Below are 18,840 nucleotides of genomic sequence, written 5' to 3'. Positions count from 1 at the left end.
GCACACATGCGCCGGCCAACGACCTTTCCCGGACCTCGGAGAGACCGGAGAGACGGAAAGACGGAGAGATCAGAGAGAAACGCCGTGCCCGCGCAGGTACGCCAGCGGGTCGACGTCCGAGCCGTAGCTCGGGCCGGTGCGGATCTCGAAGTGCAGATGCGGCCCGGTGGAATTGCCGGTGGATCCGGAGAGGCCGATCTGGTCGCCGCCGCCGACGCTCTGGCCCGCCGAGACGGAGAGCGAGGAGAGGTGGGCGTACTGCGAGTACTGGCCGTCGTCGTGCTTGATGACGACCTCGTTGCCGTACGACCCCGCCCAGCCGGCCGAGACGACGGTGCCGGGGCCGACCGCCTTGACGGTGGTGCCCGACGCGGCCGCGAAGTCCACGCCGGTGTGGTAGCCGCTGGCCCAGCTGCCGCCGGCCGCGCGGTAGGCGGTGGTGGTGGCCGCGCCGTCGACGGGGGCGGTGTAGCCGGAGGCGTCGCTCTGCGCCGCGGGCTGGTTGGCCGTGGTGTCGGCCTTCGGCGCGGGCTCGGCCGGGGCGGGCTTCGCGGGCGCGGCCTTCTTGGGCGTGGCCTCGGCCTTGCCCTCGGAGGTCGTCTTGGCCTTGGCGCCGATGGTGAGCTTGAGACCCGGGTGGATCAGTGACGGGTCGTCACCGACGGCCTCGCGGTTGTCCTCGTACAGCTTCTCCCAGCCGCCGCTGACCTTCTGCGTCTCGGCGATCTTGGCGAGGTAGTCGCCCGCCGTGACCGAGTACGTCTTCACGGTCTTGGCGGTCGCGGCGTGCTGAGCCGTCTGCGGCGCGGCGGCGGGAGCGGAGGCGGCGGAGGCGGTGTGCGCCACCGACGGAGCGGCGGCGGTCTGCTCGGCGGCGTGGGCGCCCGTGGCACCGATGAGCGGAATTGCGATGGCGGCGCCACCCGTTCCGGCGGCGACGAATCCGCGGGTGATCGGGTTGGTCCTCGGACGACGGTGCTTACCCTTTGCGGGCATGGCGAATTCCTCTCCGGCGCCTACGAGGTGAGCTGTCGGGTTCGGACTGGAGATGCCCGGCCGCGCCGTGACGCGACTTCACCCCAAGCCGTCCGGATGTCCGGGCCGGCGTACTACCTGGGTCCCCCGCTCCTGCCACACGTGATGAGTGCTGGGTGGATGCGGATTCCGAGCGGCGGCAGGATTCGGCGATCCGCTCGGATTGCGGTGACCGTAAGCCGGGTGGGCCGACCCGTACAAGCCGTTGCATTCCTTCGGCAATCCACCCGCGAATATCGGCCGCCGCGAGCGGTCACCCTGCGTGGATTACGGATCTTCGAATTCCGTGCGACGTCCCATTTCCCTTCTTCGGCCCGGCCACACACCGTCACGGATATGATCCTGCTCACCAGCCGGGGCCGATCTGCACCCATCTCCCCTGCGACCAGGGCACGTTAGCCGTAATCGCTCAATACGGACAGAAGCCTCTTTCTTGAACTGCTTTCAGCGGGAACCGGTGTCGTAAAGTTCGGAGCGCGACAGCGTCGGCGACGAGCGCCGACCGCAGACGCGGAGGAGCTCACGTGACGCACGAGGTGCCGCAGCAGGTCCCGCCGGCCGAGCCCGACCTGGCCGGTGTCCGCAACTTCCGCGACGTGGGCGGTCTGCCGACCGTCGACGGGCGGCGCGTACGGTACGGACGGCTCTACCGCAGCGGCCACCTCGCGCACGCCACCGCCGAGGACACGGCGTTCCTGACGTCGCTGGGGCTGCACACGGTCTTCGACTTCCGCAACGCGGCCGACCAGAAGCTCGACGGCCTGGATGTCGAGCTGCCGGGCGTACGGAACGTGAACATCCCGCTGACCGACCCGGCCGACGGGACCGAGTTCTGGAAGATGGTCCGCGACGGCGATCTCGACCAGCTGCGGTCGATCCTGGCCGACGGCAAGGGCGTGGCCCGGATGTCCGCCTCGTACCGTTCGATCATTCTGGACCGCACCGCCGAACACCGGCGGGTGCTGGACGCCCTGGCCCTGGAGAGCCTGCCCGCGCTGATGCACTGCGCGGCGGGCAAGGACAGGGCCGGTCTCTCCATCGCGGTGTCGCTGCTCGCCGTGGGTGTGGAGCGGGAGGCGATCGAGGCCGACTACCTGAAGTCGAACGATCCGCACCGCAGGTACCTGGTACGCCGCAGCGACCCGTCGCCCGGCGCGACTTCGCCCGAGGTGCTGGAGCTGCTGGCCCCGCTCTTCGACGCGCGCGCCGTGTATCTCGAAACGGCGTTCACGACGATGGAGGAGACGTGGGGCAGCATCGACCGCTATCTCACGGACGGCCTGGGGCTGACGGACGAGACACGCGAGCGGCTGCGGGCGCGCCTCGTCGACGAGGGCTGACGGCGGGGCCGGGGCCCGACCGGTCCTACTTGGCGCCCGCCTCGAAGAGCAGCCAGAGGAAGCCGGCCACGGCGTGACCGGCGACGAGGTAGACGAAGAGCCGGATGGCGAGGCCGCGCGGGAAGTTGCCCTCCTCGTCCATGACGGACTTGGCGGGCACCTCCGGCGCCTCTGCCACCTCGGGCGCCGCGGGAATCGCGGGCGCCTCGGACAACGGCTCCTGGACCTGCTCCGGGGAGTTCTCGGGCACGGCGACGGCCTCTCTTGTCTGGTTTGACCTGGTCTGATCCGGTCGAAGGTGACGACGGGTCAGCGGCGGTGGGCGCCGCCCGGCAGACACAGCTCGGCGATGGGGCTGGTCAGCAGGGTGTGTACGAACAGCAGCTCGGTGCCGGTGGGGCCGGCCGCCGCGAGTCGGTGCGGTGTCGTCGAGTCGAAATGGGCGCTGTCGCCCGGATCGAGCAGATGGACGGCGTCCCCGAGGCCGAGCCGCAGCCGCCCCTCCAGGACATGGATCCACTCCTCCCCCGGATGGACGCGGACGAGGTCGCCCTGCGCCCCGTACGGCACCGTCACCCGCAGCGGCTGCATCGCGCGGCCGGACGAGCTGCCCGCCTGGCGGTAGATCCAGCCGTCGGCCTCCACGGGCTCCGCCCGCGCCGCGCGGATGACGGGATCGCGCTCGGGCGGCTCCTCGCCGAGCAGCTCGGAGACCGTCGTACCGTAGACGCGGGCCAGACCGAGCAGCATCGGCAGCGAGGGCTGGCGCCGCCCGGTCTCCAGGCGGGAGAGATGGGCCGGGGAGAGCCCGGCCCGCCCGGCGGCGGCCTCCAGGGTGAGGCCCCGGCCGCGCCGCAGCTCACGCAGGCGGGGTGCGACGTCGGGCAGGGCCTCTGTCGTGGGGTCGTGCTCACCGAGGGCGGCTGGGGTGTTCATGCCTCCATTGCGCCAGCATTTTTCCTCTGAGGCAAATTTCTTGCCTCAGAGGCAAACCCCGGCGGACTCCCCCTCACCGGTTGGCGATGGCCTGCTTCACCAGCGTCCTGCCGAAGTCCCACATCAGCCCGCCACCATTGTGCGCGTCGTCCATCACTGCCGTGAAGGCCGTCACGAAGCGGTCGACCTCGGGCTCTCCGACGGTCAGCGGCGGAATCAGTTTGATCACTTCCAGATGGTCCCCGGAGACCTGCGTGAGGATCCGGTGCTTCTGCAGGAGCGGCACCACGACCATCTGCGCGAAGAGACCCTTCCGGGCCTTCTGGAGCATCGCCCAGCGGCCCCGCAGCCCGATCGACGTCGGCCGCCCGAATTCGATGCCGATCATCAGCCCCCGGCCGCGCACCTCGCTCAGCAGCTCGTAACGGTCGACCAGCGCGGCGAGCCGCGACCGCAGCAGATCGCCGGTCGCCCTGGCGTTGGCGACGATCTGCTCGTCCTCGATAACCGACAGGACGGCCAGGCCCGCCGCCATCGCCTGAGCGTTGGATCCGAAGCTGGCCGAGTGGACCAGCACCCGGTCCATCGAGGAGTAGACCTGTCTGAAGATCCAGTCCTTGCCGAGGGTCGCGCCGACCGGCACATAGCCGCCGGAGAGCGCCTTCGCCACACACACCAGGTCCGGCTCGACGCCTTCCTCGTGCTGGTACGCGTAGAAGTCGCCGGTCCTGCCGAGCCCGGTCTGCACCTCGTCGGCGATGAGCAGCGCCTTGTGCCGGCGCAGCAACTCCTGCGCCGCCCGCAGGAAGCCGGGTGGTGTCGCGTTGACGCCCTTGCCCTGGATCGGTTCGACGACGAAGCCCGCGACGTCGCCGCGCTTCAACTCCCGCTCCAGCGCGTCGAGATCACCGATCCCGATCGCGGTGTCGGGGAGCAGCGGCGCGAAGCCGTCCCGGAAGCCGTCCTCGCCGTTGACGGAGAGCGAGCCGGTGGTCAGACCGTGGAAGGCGTGGGAGCAGTAGAGGATCCTGGGCTTCCCGGTGGCGTACCGGGCGAACTTCAGCGCGGTCTCGACCGCTTCCGTACCGCTGTTGCCGAAGAAGACCCGGTCCAGGTGCGGGCTGTGCGTGAGCAGTTTCTCGGCGAGCAGGCCGGGCAGCGGCTGGCAGTCGAAGCGGGTGAGGTCGGCGAGCGAGGCGTCGAGGACGTCGTGGAGTGCCTTGCGTACGACGGGGTGGTGCCGGCCGAGTCCCATCACGCCGAAGCCGGCGAGCATGTCGAGGTAGTCGTTGCCGTCGGCGTCCCAGAAGTAGGCGCCCTCGGCGCGTTCGTAGACCTTGTCGAAGCCGATGGTGCGCAGCATGCGCGGGAGTTGGTGGTTGAGGTACGCGGTGTGCAACTCGTAGCGCTCGCCGCCGCGTTCGGCCAGCAGCTTCGCGAGGTCGAAGCCCTTGCCCCGGGTCAGGGGCGTCGTCTGCTCCGTCATTGCGTGTTCTCCTTGCGCGTCAGTGCGGCGCTGATCCGTCCGGCGATCTCGACCGGGGTGAGCCCGATGTCGGCCAGCACCTCGCCGCGCTTGGCGTGGTCGAGGAACTGTTCGGGGATGCCGAAGGTACGCAGCGGTACGTCCACCTCGGCGTCGCGCAGCGCCTGCCCGACGGCCCAACCGACGCCGCCGCTGCGGCTGTTGTCCTCCACGACGGCCACGAGCCGGTGCCGCGCGGCCAGCGGCGCCAGCGCCTCGTCGACGGGTTTGACCCAGCGGGGGTCGACCACGGTGCAGCCGACGCCGCGCGCGGCCAGCAGTTCGGCCGTGCCGAGACAGACCCCGGCGAGCGCGCCGACCGACACGAGCAGCACGTCCGTCCCGGCGGTCTCCGCCGTGCCGTGCAGGATGTCGAGGCCGCCCGTGCGCCCGACGGCGGGAATCGTCTCGCCCACCGACTCCTTGGGAAAGCGCACCACGGTCGGCGCGTCGGCCACGTCCACGGCCTCCCGCAGCAGGGACCTGAGCTGCGCCGCGTCGCGTGGCGCGGCGATCCGCAGGCCCGGTACGCACTGGAGCAGCGACATGTCCCACATGCCGTTGTGGGAGGGTCCGTCGACGCCGGTGACGCCGGCCCGGTCGAGTACGAACGTGACGCCGCACTTGTGCAGCGCGACGTCCATGAGCAGTTGGTCGAAGGCGCGGTTGAGGAAGGTGGCGTAGACGGCGACGACGGGGTGCAGTCCCCCGGTGGCGAGCCCGGCGGCGGAGACCGCGGCGTGCTGCTCCGCGATGCCGACGTCCCAGACCCGGTCGGGGAAGCGGGCGGCGAACCCAGTCAGCCCCACCGGGTGCAGCATGGCGGCGGTGACGGCCACGACGTCGGGGCGCTCCTCGCCGATGGCGGTGATCTCGTCGCCGAAGACCGACGTCCAGGAGGGTGTACCGGGCGGTGCCAGCGGCTCGCAGGTCAGCGGGTCCATCACACCGACGGTGTGGAAGTGGTCGGCCTCGTCGTCCCGCGCGGGCTGGTAGCCGCGGCCCTTCTCGGTGATGCAGTGCACCAGTACGGGGCCGGTGAAGCGGCCGGCGCGGCGCAGAGCCGCCTCGACGGCCGCGATGTCATGGCCGTCGACGGGGCCGATGTACTTGAGTCCGAGGTCCTCGAACATGCCCTGCGGCGCGACGAAGTCCTTGAAGCCCTTCTTGGCGCCGTGCAGCGACCCGTACAGCGGCCGGCCGACCACGGGGGTCTGCTGGAGGACTTCCTTGCCCCACGCGAGCATCTGCTCGTAGCCGTCGGTGGTGCGCAGGGTGGCGAGGTGCCGGGCGAGGCCGCCGATGGTGGGGCTGTACGAACGTTCGTTGTCGTTCACGACGACGATCAGCGGGCGGTCCTTGGCTGCGGCGATGTTGTTCAGTGCCTCCCACGCCATGCCGCCGGTGAGCGCCCCGTCCCCGATGACCGCGACGACATGGTCCTCGCCGCCGAGCACCTGGCGGGCCTTGGCGAGCCCGTCGGCCCAGCCGAGGACGGTGGAGGCGTGGGAGTTCTCGATGACGTCGTGGTCGGACTCCGCGCGGGAGGGGTAGCCGGAGAGGCCGCCCTTGGTCCGCAGCTTGGAGAAGTCCTGTCTGCCGGTGAGCAGTTTGTGTACGTAGCTCTGGTGTCCGGTGTCCAGGAGGATGCGGTCGGCCGGGGAGTCGAAGACCCGGTGCAGGGCGATGGTCAGCTCCACCACCCCGAGGTTGGGTCCCAGATGCCCGCCGGTCCTGGCCACCGCGGGGATCAGGAACTCCCTGATGCTCTCGGCCAGTTCGTCGAGTTCGGCGCCGGCCAGCGCCTTCAGGTCGCGCGGCCCCCGGATGTTCTCCAGTGTCGACATGCTCGGCCCCCTCTGGATCCTCGGTGGATCCGTCAGCTCTCTGTGACTGCCGGTCGGGCCACCGGAAGGACGGCGGCGACGGGCGCCGCTGTCCTTCCGGTGGCCACGACGTCACGGGCCGCCGGTGTCACTTGCTCCCGGCGACCGTCTCCCGAACCGCTCGCAGGGACTCCTTGAGGGAGCCCATGGTGGCGAGCACGGCCGTCGGCTCGTAGCCGCAGTGCGCCATGCAGTTGGCGCAGCGCGGGTCCTTGCCCCGGCCGTACTTGTCCCAGTCGGTCTCCTCGACCAGTTCCTTGTACGTCGGGACGTACCCGTCGCTCATCAGATAGCAGGGGCGCTGCCAGCCGAAGAGCGAGTAGTTGGGAATCGCCCAGGCCGTGCACGGGAAGTCGGCCTTGCCCTCCAGGAAGTCCAGGAAGAGCGGTGAGTGGTTCAGGCGCCAGCGCGCCCTGTTACCGCCGGAGAACGCCTTCTTGAACAGCTCCCGCGTCTGCTCGACGCCCAGGAAGTGCTCCTGGTCGGGTGCCTTCTCGTAGGCGTAGGCGGGCGAGATCATCATCTCGTCGACCTTCAGGTCGTCGTTGAGGTAGTTGAGGACCTCGATGATGGTCTGCGGGGTGTCGGTGTTGAAGAAGGTGGAGTTGGTGGTGACCCGGAAGCCGCGCTTCTTGGCCTCCTTCATCGCCTCCACGGCCTCGTCGAAGACCCCTTCCTTGGCGACGGACTCGTCGTGCCGCTCGCGCAGGCCGTCGATGTGCACGGCGAACGCGAAGTACGGCGACGGCGTGAACTTGTCCATCTTCTTGCGCATCAGCATCGCGTTGGTGCAGAGGAAGACGTACTTCTTCTTCGCCACCAACTGCCGGACGATCTCGTCGATCTGAGGGTGCATCAGCGGCTCGCCGCCGGCGATGGAGACCATCGGTGCCCCGGATTCGAGCACCGCCCCCACCGCTTGGGCCACGGGCATGCGCTGCTTCAGGACCCCGGCCGGGTGCTGGATCTTGCCGCAGCCCTCACACGCGAGATTGCAGGCGAAGAGGGGTTCCAGCTCGACGATGAGTGGGAACTTCTCACGCTTGCGGAGCTTCTGTTCAACGAGGTATGTCCCGACCCTGATGGTCTGACGGAGCGGCATGGCCATCTAGCTCACCTCCTGGGGAGCAGCAAAGAACGGTGCCATTCAAGAAAAGCCGGAATGACGGCACGAAGGACACGGAAGGCTGATATTCCACCGCGTACCGTGCCAATTCGGACTAGCTCATGCTCTGGAGCGTCCACGACCACCCGTACGGCCGCAACCGGGCGGGACCCGGCGCTCAGAGCACTGAGGAGCGTGGCGGCGGACTCCATGTCCACGGCGACGGCTCCCGTGGCGCGCAGTCCGTCCCTCTCGGGGCCGCGCACCACATGGTCGGAACCGGTAAGCGGGCCGGTATGGACCGTTCGTCCGGGCAGCGCCCGGGACAGCGCCTCCACGAGCAGCCCTGTTCCCGTGCAGGGTGCCGAGCCGTGGGGGCCCCGGGTCTCTTCGGCGACGATCAGGTCCCCCGGCTTCATGCCGGGGACCAGGCCGGCACAGAATCCGGACGCGATGACGACCGCGCCCCTGTTCCGGTCCGTTCCGAGCGCGCGCGCCGTCGCACGCTCGGCGTTCTTGGGGCCCATGCCCGTACGGAGCACGGTGACGGGCCCTGCGTCGCCCGTCCGGCCGCCGCGGCCCGGCAGACCGCTCTGCAGGCCGCTGCGCAGGGCCACCTGCTCGATGCCGAGGGCGCAGGCGATCAGCAGCGGTGTGGCGGACGGGTCGCCGGACAGGTCCGGGGGGCCGACTCTGTCGGGGGGAGAGTCCATCAGGCCCCCTTGCGGCTGTCCGCCCGGCTGTCCGGCCGCCGCTCGTCCACGTTCCTCGTCCGCCCGTCCCCCAGCCGCTCGGCGCGGGCCAGTGCCCGGTCGGCGAACGGTTCCCCGTTGACGTACCGGCCGAGGGCCGTGAGCGGGAACACCTGCCGGTAGAGGTGGTAGTTGATGGAGAAGTCCCACGGGAACCCGGTGCCGGTGAAGTACGGCTCGTCCCAGGAGCCGTCCTCCCGCTGGGCCGCCGCGAGCCAGGCCACGCCGCGCTCGACGGCCGGCGTGTCGCGCCGCCCGGCGGCGAGGAGCGCGAGCAGCGCCCACGCGGTCTGCGAGGCGGTCGAGGCGCCGTGCCCGATCCACTTCTCCTCGCGGTACGAGCGCAGGTCCTCGCCCCAGCCGCCGTCGTCGTTCTGTACGGACTCGACCCAGCCGACCGCGCGGCGGATCGCGGGGTGGGTGACGGACATCCCGGCGGCGACGAGTGCCGGTACGACCGACCCCGTCCCGTAGACGTAGTTGACGCCCCAGCGGCCGAACCAGGCGCCGTCCGCCTCCTGTTCGGCGAGCAGCCACTCGATACCGCGCCGGGTGTCGGGGTGTTGGGCCAGGCCCTCGTACGCCAGCATCTCCACGACGTGCGCGGTGACGTCGGCCGACGGCGGGTCGATGACCTCGCCGAAGTCGCAGAACGGCAGCCGGTTGGGGAACGGGCTGACGTTGTCGGCGTCGAAGGCGCCCCAGGCACCGTTCTTCGACTGCATGCCGAGCGTCCAGCGCGCGCCGCGCCGGACGGCCTTGTCCATGCGCGCGGTGTCCGGGTGGGCCACCCGGCGCAGGGCGAGGATGACCTCGGCGGTGTCGTCGATGTCCGGGTAGTTGTCGTTGTGGAACTCGAACGCCCAGCCGCCGGGGGTGAGTCCCGGCCTACGGACGGCCCAGTCGCCGGAGCGCACGATCTGCTCGTCCAGCATCCACTCCGCCGCCTTGACGAGCGCGGGGTGGTCCGCGCCCACGCCGGCGTCGGCCAGCGCGATCGTGGCGAGGCAGGTGTCCCACACCGGGGACTGGCAGGCTTCGATCATGCGCGAACCGTCGTCGCGCCAGACGGCGAAGCGGTCGAGCGATTCGAGTCCGGCGCGCATCACGGGGTGCTGGAGGTCGTAGCCGAGCAGATGCAGGGCGATGACCGAGTAGACGGCCGGCGGCTGGATGCCGCCCCAACAGCCGTCGTTCTCCTGGCGTTCGACGATCCAACGGGCCGCCGCGTTCATCGCCGTGCGGCGTACGACGCGCGGTGCGACCTTGTGGTAAAGGTGCAGGGCCTTGTCGATGCGCTGGAAGATCCCGTCCCAACTCGCCGCCGCGGCAAGGGGCTTGGTAGGGTTCGGCGAGGCGAGGTCCACGTGCAGTTCGTCGAGCGCGAACGGCGCGGGACGGACGGGACGCAGGGCCGAGACGATCGTGAGAGGCACGATGGTCTGCCGCGCCCAGCAGCCGAACGAATAGATGTTCAGCGGGAACCACTTGGGCAGGAAGATCAGTTCGGGCGGTACCTCGGGCAGGTCGTCCCACTTCCACCAGCCGAAGAGCGCGAGCCAGATCCGGGTGAAGACCCGGCTCTCGGCGATGCCGCCCTGCTCCCTGACCCAGGCGGCGGCGCGGGCCATGTGCGGGGCGTCGGGTCTGTCCCCGGCGAGGCGCAGCGCGACGTATCCCTCGATGGTGGTGGAGAGTTCGCCGGGTCCGCCGTAGAAGGTGGCCCAGGTCCCGTCGGCGCGTTGCTCGCCCCGGATGAACCGGCCGGCCGCCTCCGTGGTCCTCGCGTCCTGCACCCCGAGGAACTGACGGAGGAGCAGATCCTCGGCGTCCATGGTCACATTGGTCTCGAGATCGCCCTTCCACCAGCCCTGGGCGTCCTGTTGGCCGAGCAGATGCTCGACGGATCGTGCGGTGGCCCGCCGTGCGGCCTCTCCGATGTCGCTCGCGACGGGAGTGGTGTCGGGCGGTTCGCTCGCCGCGGCAGCACGGGGTCCCACGGCCCCGGTGCTTCCGTCGGTCGTCGCTGTCATGGCTTCCCCTTACGTGCAGTTGGTCCTCTGCTGTGCTGGGGTCTCCGTCGTCCGTCGGATCGCGAACGGCCCGAACGAACGGCGACTGCGGAGGCTGACGGTGCGTCAACCTCCGGTGAGCGCGGATATGCGAATGGCGATGGTGATCATCTCTTTCGAATGGCGGTCGTGATCATCTCTTTCGTACGACGACGAAGTCCGCGAGCGCGGTGAGCTGTGCGCGGACCCGTTCGGGCATGTCCACGCCGCTCAGGGCCTCGATGGCGACGGTGTGCTGCCTGCGGGCCTCCTGCGAGGTCCACTCCCGGCCGCCCGCCTCGTCGATGAGCGCGGCCCTGGTCGCGAACTCCTCCTCAGAGAAGCTGGCGAAGTCGCTGCTCTTGGCGTCGGCGGCCAGCAGTTCACCGAGCCGCTCCGACGCGGGTCCGCCGGCGGCGAGAGCCGCGACGACCGGCAGGGACTTCTTGCGCTGGCGCAGATCGCTCCAGGTCTGCTTGCCGGTGGCCCCGGGGTCGCCCCAGATGCCGAGCAGGTCGTCGACGGCCTGGAAGGCGAGGCCGAGGTGGTGGCCGTACGACTCCAGGACGTCGGCCGTCCGGTCGTCGGCCCCGCCGAGTACGGCGCCGATGGACACGGCGCAGGCGAGCAGCGCGCCCGTCTTGTTGCCCTCCATCTCCAGGCACTCCTCGACGGTGACCCGCTCGCGGTGCTCGAAGGAGATGTCCTGCGCCTGCCCGTCGATCAGTTTGCGGGTGGCGACGGTGAGCCTGCGGGTGGCGCGGCCGGCCTCGACGGTGCCGATCTCCAGCAGGATCTCGTTGGCCAGCGCGAACAGCGCGTCACCGACGAGGATCGCCTGCGCGGGGCCGTGCGCCTTCCACACGGTGTCCCGGTGGCGGCGCTGCTCGTCGCCGTCCATCAGGTCGTCGTGCAGCAGCGAGAAGTTGTGCACCAGTTCCACGGCGACGGCGCCGGGGACACCGGTCTCGGCCGCCGCTCCGGCCGCCTCCGCCGACAGCAGGGCGAGCGCGGGCCGTACGGCCTTGCCGCCGTCACCGTCGGCGGGCCGTCCCTCGGCGTCGATCCAGCCGAAGTGGTAGGCGGCGACGGTGTCCATCGGCGGGGCGAGCCTGCCGACGGCCGCGCGCAGCACGGGGGTGGACAGGGCTCGGCCGCGCTCCAGCAGCGCGAAGACGTCCGCGGTGTCGACAGCCGGATTCGCCGGGGGCACAGTCGGCACGGTCTCTCCTCTTTCTGCAGTACTCATGGGTCCCGTACGCGTCGTCGCCGTACTCGTCCTTGCCGCACCTGTCCTGGTGGCGCTCTTCGTCGCCGCGCTCCTGCCCGCCGTGCCCGGCACGGCGGCCGCCTCCGGCCTCATGCGGCCTCCCGCAGCGGATGCCGGTGGGCGCGGCCGAGTTCGGACAGGGCCGCGCCCGCCGCGCTGAAACCGCTGCGGACCGCGCCCTCCATGGTCGCTGGCCACCCGGTCGCGGTCCACGCCCCGGCGAGAAAGAGGCCGGGCGCGCGGGTGCGCGCGGCGGGGCGCAGCCGGCCCACGCCGGGCGTGGGGGCGAATGTCGCCGTCCGCTCCCGTGTGACGAAGAAGTCCCGCACCTCGGCGCTTCTCGCCGCCGGGAGGAGACGTTTCAGCTCGGGCAGGTAGCGGGCGCGCAGCTCGGCGACGGGCAGGTCGATCTCGTCCGTGACGGCCGACTGCGACAGCGCCACGTACTGACCCTCCTTCAGGCCCGAGGCGTCCGTGCGGTCGAAGACCCACTGCACGGGGGTGCCGAGAGCGGCGAAGAACGGGCGGCGCAGCACCTTGCGGTCGTAGACGACATGCACGTTGAGGATCGGCGACGTGCCGATGTCGAGGAGCCGGCCCGGGTGGTCGAGCGCGCCTTCGGGCAGCAGCGCGTGCGTCTCGCGCTGGGGTACGGCGAGGATCACCGCGTCCGCCTCGATGCGCTCGCCCGGTACGTCGACGCTCCAGCGCCCGTCCTCGACGCGGGCCACGGCCGTGACGCGGGTGCGCAGTTCGGTGCGTACGCCCGCCGCGTCGAGGGCCTTGCGGGCCAGCGTGTCGTGGATCTCGCCGAGCGGCACCCGGGCCCAGCCGATGTCGGCGGCGCCGCGCTCGGAGAGCAGTCCGGTCTTGAAGACCATCGCGGCCAGACCCATGGACGCCTGTGCGGCGCCGACGTTGAGCGTGGCGACGCAGACGAGGTCCCACAGGGCTTCGACGGCACGCGCCGACTGGCCGTGCCGGCCGAGCCAGGTCGCGAAGTCGATGCCGTCGAGTGCGGGGTCGGCCGGGTCGAGTGCCTTGAGGGCGAGCGCGGCGCGTCCTACGGAGGCTTTCTCGGCGAGCGAGAGATGCGGGTAGGCGGCGAGCCCTCCGGCGAGGTGCAGCGGTACGGGCAGGGCGTTGCGGCGCAGCCGTCCGACCCGGGGCCGGTCGCGTCCCACGTCCAGTACGGGGACGTCGAGCCGGTCCTGCACGGGGGCGAGGGCGGCGCCGTCGACGCGGTCGAGGAACCAGCGGTAGGCCGTGCAGCAGCGCAGATACACGTGCTGGCCGTTGTCGACGGTCAACTCGTCGCGGGTGAAGGAGAAGGCGAGACCGCCGAGGCGGGGACGGCCCTCGACGAGCGTCACGCGCACTCCGGCGTCGGCGAGCTGGAGCGCGGCGGTGACACCGGCGATGCCGCCGCCGACGACGACCGCGTGGCGCGATGTCGTACTGCCGGATGTCGTCATACGTCCTCCCCCGTGACTGTCGCAGTCAGGGACGCGGCAGGTCCTCGGGAGGTTGATCGCGGGACGCCGAGTCCGCCGTCGGCGCCGCCGGACAGCTTGGTCACGGGCGCCTCCTGACGCTCTGCCGGGAGATGTTCCTGGCGTCGAGGCCGGAGAGCCCGCGCACCGCGACGTACGCCTTCTCGCGTCCCGGCAGCGAGACCCGGCCGCGCAGGACGGCTTCGGGGTCGCGTTCGATGCGGTCGAGGAGCCGGCGGTAGATGCCCGCCATGGCGGCGACGCAGGCGCCGCTGCGCCGGTCGAGCATGGGCAGCAGCCGGTAGCCCTCGGCGAAGAGCGCGCGGGCGCGTCTGGCCTCGAAGTGGACGAGCCCGGCGAAGTCGGAGCCGGCGGGCGGGGTGGCGCTGTCGAAGCCGGCCGAGCAGCCGAACTTGGCGAGGTCGTCGGCGGGCAGATAGGTGCGCGCGTTACCGGCGTCCTCGCGTACGTCGCGCAGGATGTTGGTCAGTTGGAGCGCGAGGCCGAGGGTGTCGGCGTACTCGGACGCGCGCTCGGCGCCCGGCGCGGCGGGGTCGGTGCCGAACACCCCGAGCGAGAGTCGGCCGATGGCTCCGGCGACGCACCGGCAGTAGAGCTTGAGGTCGTCCCACGTCTCGTACGTCTCGCCCTTGACGTCCATCAGGACGCCGTCGATCAGTTCGTCGAGTCCGCCGAGCGGGAGCGCGAAGCGGCCGGCCGCGTCGGTGAGTGCGACCGCGACGGGGTCGGTGTCGTCCTCCTCGATCCGGCCGTTCCTGATCCGTCCGAGGAGAGCGCGGGTGTCTTCGAGCCTCGACTGCTTGGCCCCGGGCTCCAGCGTGCCGTCGCCGATGTCGTCGACGCGCCGCGAGAACGCGTACAGCGCCGACATGGCCTGCCGTTTCTCGGCGGGCAGCAGCCGGATTCCGTAGGCGAAGTTACGGGCCTGCTGCCCGGTGACGGCCTCGCAATAGCTGTACGCGGCCTGTACCGGCGCCGACACGGGGGTCTGTCCCTCCACGATCCGGCTCACCCCTTTCTGTGCGTTTTCCGCAGGACTGCTCCCACTTCACGCAGCAGACGTGGTGTGGTGGCTTTGGGCGGTCCGGGCAGTACATCGTGTCCCACGGCGGCGACCGACGAGAGAGCGGCGCGCCCCCCGCCGACGAATCCGGCCAGAAGAAGTCGGAGCCGGCCGTGCACGCTGTGCACCAACGGCCCTCCCTCGTCCAGGAGTTGACCCGCGCGTTCGGCTTCGAAGGCGATCAGGCTCCGGACGGACGCGTTCGCCGTCGGCGCGGCGAGGTCCGACTCGGTGACACGGAACCGCTTCATGTCGTCGGCGGGCAGATAGATCCGGTCGCCCGCGAGATCCTCGGCGACGTCCTGGAGATGCTCGACGATCTGAAGTCCGGTGCACACGGCGTCGGAGCGGCGGACGCGTTCGGGGCTCGTGGTGCCGGTGATCGCGAGGACGAGGCGGCCGACGGGGTTGGCGGAGAGTTCGCAGTAGGCGAGGAGGTCGTCGTAGGTGCCGTAGCGGCGCACGGACTGGTCCTGCCGATTGGCCTGGATCAGACCGAGGAACGGCTCGGGGGTGAGCGCGTGGCGCCGTACGGTCGGGACGAGACCCCGCAGCAGCGGGTGGCGGGGGACCGGCCCCGCCGGGTCGAACACCCGGTTCAGATCGGCCTCGAAGGCGTCCAGCATGGCGAGCCGGTCGTCCGTCGCCCCGGCGTCGAGGCCGAGGTGGCGGGCGTCGGCTCCGCCGGGCGTCAGGTCGCCGTCGCCGATGTCGTCGACGAGGCGGGCGTAGCCGTAGACGGCCATCAGATCGTCGCGCCAGGCACGTGGCAGGAAGAAGGGGGCGACGGGAAAGTTCTCACCTGACGCCTTGTCGAGGGTGGCACGCGAGGAGGTCTCGGCCGGCCTCCGGGGGGCGGCCGTCACCTCGGACCGCCTGCTGCGGGGACGGCGCGACCCTCGCGGAGCTGGAGATCAACCGTCATTGCCGTCACGTCTCCCGTTCTACACTGCCGACCCAAACATCCCATTTCGGACACGCCGCGCGGCTTGGCGACTGGGATTCCGCCGATATGGACGGATCCGCAGCCGGTCAGCCGGGGCTTACGGACGTATCGCCGCTCTTGCCACGAATCAGCACCGGTACAGCTTACGTTGTACAACGCCCACGGCCGCGCCGGGGCACCTCGCGCACAACGACAACATCACGAGCCGCTTCAACCTTCCTCAGCAGCACGGGACTTGACGGAAGCTTGACGATTGACAGGCGGCGGGCGGGTGCTGAGCGGGCGTCGGGTGCCGCCGCGCGGCCGCCCGGCGGCGGCCCGCGCAGGGTCGCGGTTCACGCTCCGTCGGGGCGCCCTCGGGGCACCAGAAGTCCGGCGACGATGGTGTCGATCGTGCGTTCGATCACGGCGTCCCGGTCCGCGACCGGCAGCCGGCTCATCGGTCCGTCGAGAATGAGCATCGCGAGGCCGTGCGCCGTCGACCAGGCGGCGGCCTCGGCGCCGGGGCGGTTGTGGGCGGGCATCCGGCCGGTGGCGACCAGTTCGTCCAGCGCCTCGGTGAGCAGGCGGTACGAGCGGTACTCGGGGTTGTCGGCGGGCGGCGTCACACCGCCCCATCCGGCGTCCCCGCCGGCGCCCGGCAACGAGTGACCGAAGGCCGTACGGAAGAGGCCGGGCTGCTCCAGGGCGAAGCCGACGTAACCCCGGCCGATCGCCGCCAGCCGCTGTTCGGCGGCCGCGCCGGGGTCGTCCGCACCGACGGAGTCCGCACCGGTGGCATGCGGGCCGGAGCCGTCCGCACCGACGGCCGCCTCGCCGGGTGGCGTCGCCGCCACCCGCTCCATGGCGTCCGCGAGCATCTGCTGCGCCTGGATCTTGACCGCGAAGAGCAGATCGCCCTGGCCGGCGAAGTGGCGGTAGGCGGCGGTGGCCGAGACGCCCGCGCGGCGGGCCACCTCGCGCAGGACCACCTTGGCCGGCCCTCCGTCGGTCGCGAGCTCCACTCCGGCGGTGATCAGCGCGTTGCGCAGGTCGCCGTGGTGATAGCCGGCCTTGGCCCCCCGGGTCGCCCGATTGTTCTCCATGCCTTCATCCTGCCCGATGTTGACACTATTAACATCCCCTGCCAGAGTCGGTGTTGACGCCGTTAACATTCGGAGATGGGGGATCCCGTGCTGTCCAAGATCGCTGAGCTGGCCCTGAAGAGGTCGCGGCTCCTGCTCGTACTCGCCACCGTCGCCGTGGTCGCCATGGGCGTGCTCGGAGCGGGCGCCTTCGGCAAGCTGCTCGGCGGCGGCTTCGACGACCCGGACGCGCAGTCGTCGCGGGCCGCCGTCCGCATCGACGAGAAGTTCGGGGGCGAGACCAACCTGCTGTTCCTGGTCGGCCGGGAGGGCACCAGGCCGGGGCCCGGCTCCTCCGCCGTGGACGAGCGGGGCCGCGCCCTCACGGACGGGCTCAAGAACGACAGCACCGTGAGCAACGTCGTCTCGTACTGGGACACCAAGAGCCCACGGCTCGTCTCGGAGAGCGGCGGCGAAGCGCTGATCGCCCTCCATGTGAAGGGCGACGAGACCCGGCGCACCGAACGCGCCCAGGAGTTGATCGACCGCTACACGGGCGAGCGCGACGGTGTCGAGGTCCGGGCCGGCGGCGCGACCGCCATCGGCATCGACATCAGTTCCCAGGTCTCCGGCGACCTCGCCGTGGCCGAGGCGATCGCCGTACCCGTGACGCTCCTGCTGCTGGTCCTCGCCTTCGGCAGCCTGGTGGCCGCGACACTGCCCCTGGTCATCGGACTGATCGCGATCGTCGGCACGTTCGCGCTCCTCTTCGTCCTCGGCAGCGTCACCGAGGTGTCGGTCTTCGCGATCAACCTCACGACCGCCCTCGGCCTGGGCCTGGGCATCGACTACGCGCTCCTGCTCGTCAGCCGCTTCCGCGAACAGCTCGCCGCCGGGGACGAGGTCCCCGAGGCGCTGCGCACCACCGTGCGGACGGCCGGGCGCACGATCCTGTTCTCGGCCGCGACGGTCGCCGCCGCGCTCGCCGCGCTGCTCGTCTTCCCGCCGTTCTTCCTGCGCTCCTTCGCCTACGCGGGAATCGGCGTGGTCGTGATCGCCGTCGTCGCCGCCCTGTTCGTCGTGCCGCCGCTGCTCGCCGTGCTCGGCCACCGGGTCAACAAGGGGCGGCTGCCCTGGGCCAGGACCGTACGGCGCTCGGACGCGCCCTTCTGGGGGCGGCTCGCCGCGCTCGTCATGCGCCGCCCCGCCCTCACCGCCCTGCCGGTGCTCGCCGTGCTGCTGCTCGTCGCGAGCCCGCTGCTCGGCGTCACGTTCGGCACGCCCGACGAGCGGGTGCTGCCCGAGGACGCGGCGGGCCGGCAGGTCGCGACGGCCGTCCAGCAGGACTTCCCGACCGACGAGGCGGGCGCCGTCCAGATCGTGAGCACCTCCGCCGTCGGCGCGGAGCCGCTGGCGGCGTACGCGGGTGAACTGTCCCGGCTGGACGGTGTCGTACGCGTCGACGCCTCCGCCGGCACGTACACCGACGGGCGGGGCCAGGCGCCGGGCCCGGCGAACACGGCCCTCTCCCGGCCGGACGCGCAGCGGCTCGTGGTCGTCACCGACACGGCGCCCAAGTCCGGTGCCGCCCAGGACCTGGTGGCGGACATCCGGGCGCTGGAGCAGCCCGCGGACACCAAGATGCTGGTCGGCGGCACGGACGCGGTCCTGGTCGACTCCCGGCAGTCCATCGGCGACCGGCTGCCGCTGGCGATCGGGCTGGTCGTCGTGACCACCTTCGTCCTGCTGTTCCTGTTCACCGGCAGCGTCGTCCAGCCGCTGCGCGCGCTGGTGCTCAACGCGATCAGCCTGTCGGCCGCGATCGGCGCCATGGTGTGGATCTTCCAGGACGGCCATCTCTCGTCACTGCTGGGCTTCACCCCGCAGCCGATGGACACCTCGATGACCGTGCTGCTGTTCTGCGTCGCCTTCGGACTGTCCATGGACTACGAGGTGTTCGTGACCAGCCGGATGAAGGAGTTGCACGACGCGGGCGCGGACCGGACGACGACCGTCACCCAGGGTCTGGCCCGCACCGGGCGGATCGTCAGCATGGCGGCCGGGCTGCTGGCCGTGAGCTTCTTCGCCTTCGGTACGAGCGGGATCAGCTTCCTCCAGATGTTCGGCATCGGCAGCGGACTGGCGATCGTCATCGACGCGGTGGCGGTGCGCGGTGTGCTCGTACCGGCCGCGATGCGGCTGCTGGGACGCGGCGCCTGGTACGCGCCTGCCGCGCTGCGCACGCTGCACGGCAGGGTGGGCCTCGCCGAGGAGCCTGCCGCCGCCGAACCGGAACGCGCCCCGGCCGGCGTCTGACCCCCCGCACAGCGAAGTGGCCCCCGCCGGACTGATC

At 71.2% G+C, this 18,840-nt stretch carries 15 protein-coding genes and 1 riboswitch; of the genes, 2 read left to right on the top strand and 13 right to left on the bottom strand.

Annotated features, from left to right (window positions below; genetic code table 11):
* Positions 1 to 69: 69 nt before the first annotated feature.
* Complete coding sequence (locus tag ACFUN8_RS31415) at positions 70 to 996, bottom strand: LysM peptidoglycan-binding domain-containing M23 family metallopeptidase (protein ID WP_383645056.1); 927 nt, start codon at positions 994 to 996, stop codon at positions 70 to 72.
* A gap of 4 nt (positions 997 to 1,000) precedes the next feature.
* Positions 1,001 to 1,164: riboswitch (cyclic di-AMP (ydaO/yuaA leader) on the bottom strand.
* A 407-nt stretch (positions 1,165 to 1,571) separates the two neighbouring features.
* On the opposite strand from ACFUN8_RS31415, the gene ACFUN8_RS31410 reads away from it, so the two are divergent.
* Entirely contained in the window at positions 1,572 to 2,375 is an 804-nt protein-coding gene (locus ACFUN8_RS31410) for a tyrosine-protein phosphatase (protein ID WP_383645065.1), read from the top strand.
* Positions 2,376 to 2,400: 25 nt separating this feature from the next.
* Here the strand turns inward: ACFUN8_RS31410 and ACFUN8_RS31405 are convergent, their stop codons facing one another.
* From ACFUN8_RS31405 to ACFUN8_RS31350, 12 genes are all read right to left on the bottom strand, one after another.
* Positions 2,401 to 2,625 (bottom strand): DUF6126 family protein, encoded by a 225-nt coding sequence (locus tag ACFUN8_RS31405; protein WP_383645053.1) that lies wholly within the window; start codon positions 2,623 to 2,625, stop codon positions 2,401 to 2,403.
* A 59-nt stretch (positions 2,626 to 2,684) separates the two neighbouring features.
* Complete coding sequence (locus tag ACFUN8_RS31400; protein ID WP_383645050.1) at positions 2,685 to 3,311, bottom strand: helix-turn-helix domain-containing protein; 627 nt, start codon at positions 3,309 to 3,311, stop codon at positions 2,685 to 2,687.
* 73 nt (positions 3,312 to 3,384) lie between these two features.
* Complete coding sequence (locus ACFUN8_RS31395; RefSeq protein ID WP_383645046.1) at positions 3,385 to 4,797, bottom strand: aspartate aminotransferase family protein; 1,413 nt, start codon at positions 4,795 to 4,797, stop codon at positions 3,385 to 3,387.
* Positions 4,794 to 6,683, bottom strand: coding sequence for a 1-deoxy-D-xylulose-5-phosphate synthase (dxs, locus tag ACFUN8_RS31390; RefSeq protein WP_383645043.1), 1,890 nt, complete (start codon positions 6,681 to 6,683; stop codon positions 4,794 to 4,796). Before dxs ends, ACFUN8_RS31395 begins: the two co-directional genes overlap by 4 nt.
* 127 nt (positions 6,684 to 6,810) lie before the next feature.
* Positions 6,811 to 7,830: an adenosyl-hopene transferase HpnH gene (gene hpnH / locus ACFUN8_RS31385; RefSeq protein ID WP_383645040.1), complete on the bottom strand. Its 1,020-nt coding sequence runs from the start codon at positions 7,828 to 7,830 to the stop codon at positions 6,811 to 6,813.
* 5 nt (positions 7,831 to 7,835) lie between these two features.
* Complete coding sequence (locus tag ACFUN8_RS31380; RefSeq protein WP_383645037.1) at positions 7,836 to 8,540, bottom strand: 1-hydroxy-2-methyl-2-butenyl 4-diphosphate reductase; 705 nt, start codon at positions 8,538 to 8,540, stop codon at positions 7,836 to 7,838.
* Positions 8,540 to 10,612, bottom strand: coding sequence for a squalene--hopene cyclase (gene shc / locus ACFUN8_RS31375; protein ID WP_383645034.1), 2,073 nt, complete (start codon positions 10,610 to 10,612; stop codon positions 8,540 to 8,542). The genes ACFUN8_RS31380 and shc overlap by 1 nt, the downstream gene beginning before the upstream one ends.
* 172 nt (positions 10,613 to 10,784) lie before the next feature.
* Positions 10,785 to 11,843 (bottom strand): polyprenyl synthetase family protein, encoded by a 1,059-nt coding sequence (locus ACFUN8_RS31370; protein ID WP_383645062.1) that lies wholly within the window; start codon positions 11,841 to 11,843, stop codon positions 10,785 to 10,787.
* Between the two features lie 146 nt (positions 11,844 to 11,989).
* Positions 11,990 to 13,375 carry a hydroxysqualene dehydroxylase HpnE gene (gene hpnE, locus ACFUN8_RS31365; RefSeq protein WP_383645031.1) on the bottom strand — a complete coding sequence of 462 codons (1,386 nt, stop codon included), beginning with the start codon at positions 13,373 to 13,375 and terminating at the stop codon, positions 11,990 to 11,992.
* Positions 13,376 to 13,475: 100 nt separating this feature from the next.
* Positions 13,476 to 14,426, bottom strand: coding sequence for a presqualene diphosphate synthase HpnD (gene hpnD, locus ACFUN8_RS31360; RefSeq protein ID WP_383645028.1), 951 nt, complete (start codon positions 14,424 to 14,426; stop codon positions 13,476 to 13,478).
* Positions 14,423 to 15,343: a squalene synthase HpnC gene (hpnC, locus tag ACFUN8_RS31355; protein ID WP_383645026.1), complete on the bottom strand. Its 921-nt coding sequence runs from the start codon at positions 15,341 to 15,343 to the stop codon at positions 14,423 to 14,425. Before hpnC ends, hpnD begins: the two co-directional genes overlap by 4 nt.
* A 415-nt stretch (positions 15,344 to 15,758) precedes the next feature.
* Complete coding sequence (locus ACFUN8_RS31350; RefSeq protein WP_383645023.1) at positions 15,759 to 16,508, bottom strand: TetR/AcrR family transcriptional regulator; 750 nt, start codon at positions 16,506 to 16,508, stop codon at positions 15,759 to 15,761.
* 87 nt (positions 16,509 to 16,595) lie between these two features.
* Between ACFUN8_RS31350 and ACFUN8_RS31345 the strand changes: the two genes are divergently transcribed.
* A complete protein-coding gene (locus ACFUN8_RS31345) occupies positions 16,596 to 18,803 on the top strand; it encodes an MMPL family transporter (RefSeq protein ID WP_383645059.1) in 2,208 nt (735 codons plus the stop codon).
* Positions 18,804 to 18,840: the final 37 nt, after the last annotated feature.

It is taken from the genome of Streptomyces sp. NPDC057307 (assembly GCF_042667665.1).
Taxonomy (GTDB): Bacteria; Actinomycetota; Actinomycetes; order Streptomycetales; family Streptomycetaceae; genus Streptomyces.
This window is presented reverse-complemented; position numbering and strand designations above follow the sequence as displayed.

Bases quoted from the DNA above. Each gene is read 5' to 3' on its own strand.
- ACFUN8_RS31415 (WP_383645056.1), bottom strand. From the start codon at position 996: ATGCCCGCAAAGGGTAAGCACCGTCGTCCGAGGACCAACCCGATCACC.
- ACFUN8_RS31400 (WP_383645050.1), bottom strand. From the start codon at position 3,311: ATGAACACCCCAGCCGCCCTCGGTGAGCACGACCCCACGACAGAGGCC.
- ACFUN8_RS31395 (WP_383645046.1), bottom strand. From the start codon at position 4,797: ATGACGGAGCAGACGACGCCCCTGACCCGGGGCAAGGGCTTCGACCTC.
- dxs (WP_383645043.1), bottom strand. From the start codon at position 6,683: ATGTCGACACTGGAGAACATCCGGGGGCCGCGCGACCTGAAGGCGCTG.
- hpnH (WP_383645040.1), bottom strand. From the start codon at position 7,830: ATGGCCATGCCGCTCCGTCAGACCATCAGGGTCGGGACATACCTCGTT.
- ACFUN8_RS31380 (WP_383645037.1), bottom strand. From the start codon at position 8,540: ATGGACTCTCCCCCCGACAGAGTCGGCCCCCCGGACCTGTCCGGCGAC.
- shc (WP_383645034.1), bottom strand. From the start codon at position 10,612: ATGACAGCGACGACCGACGGAAGCACCGGGGCCGTGGGACCCCGTGCT.
- hpnE (WP_383645031.1), bottom strand. From the start codon at position 13,375: ATGACGACATCCGGCAGTACGACATCGCGCCACGCGGTCGTCGTCGGC.
- ACFUN8_RS31350 (WP_383645023.1), bottom strand. From the start codon at position 16,508: ATGGAGAACAATCGGGCGACCCGGGGGGCCAAGGCCGGCTATCACCAC.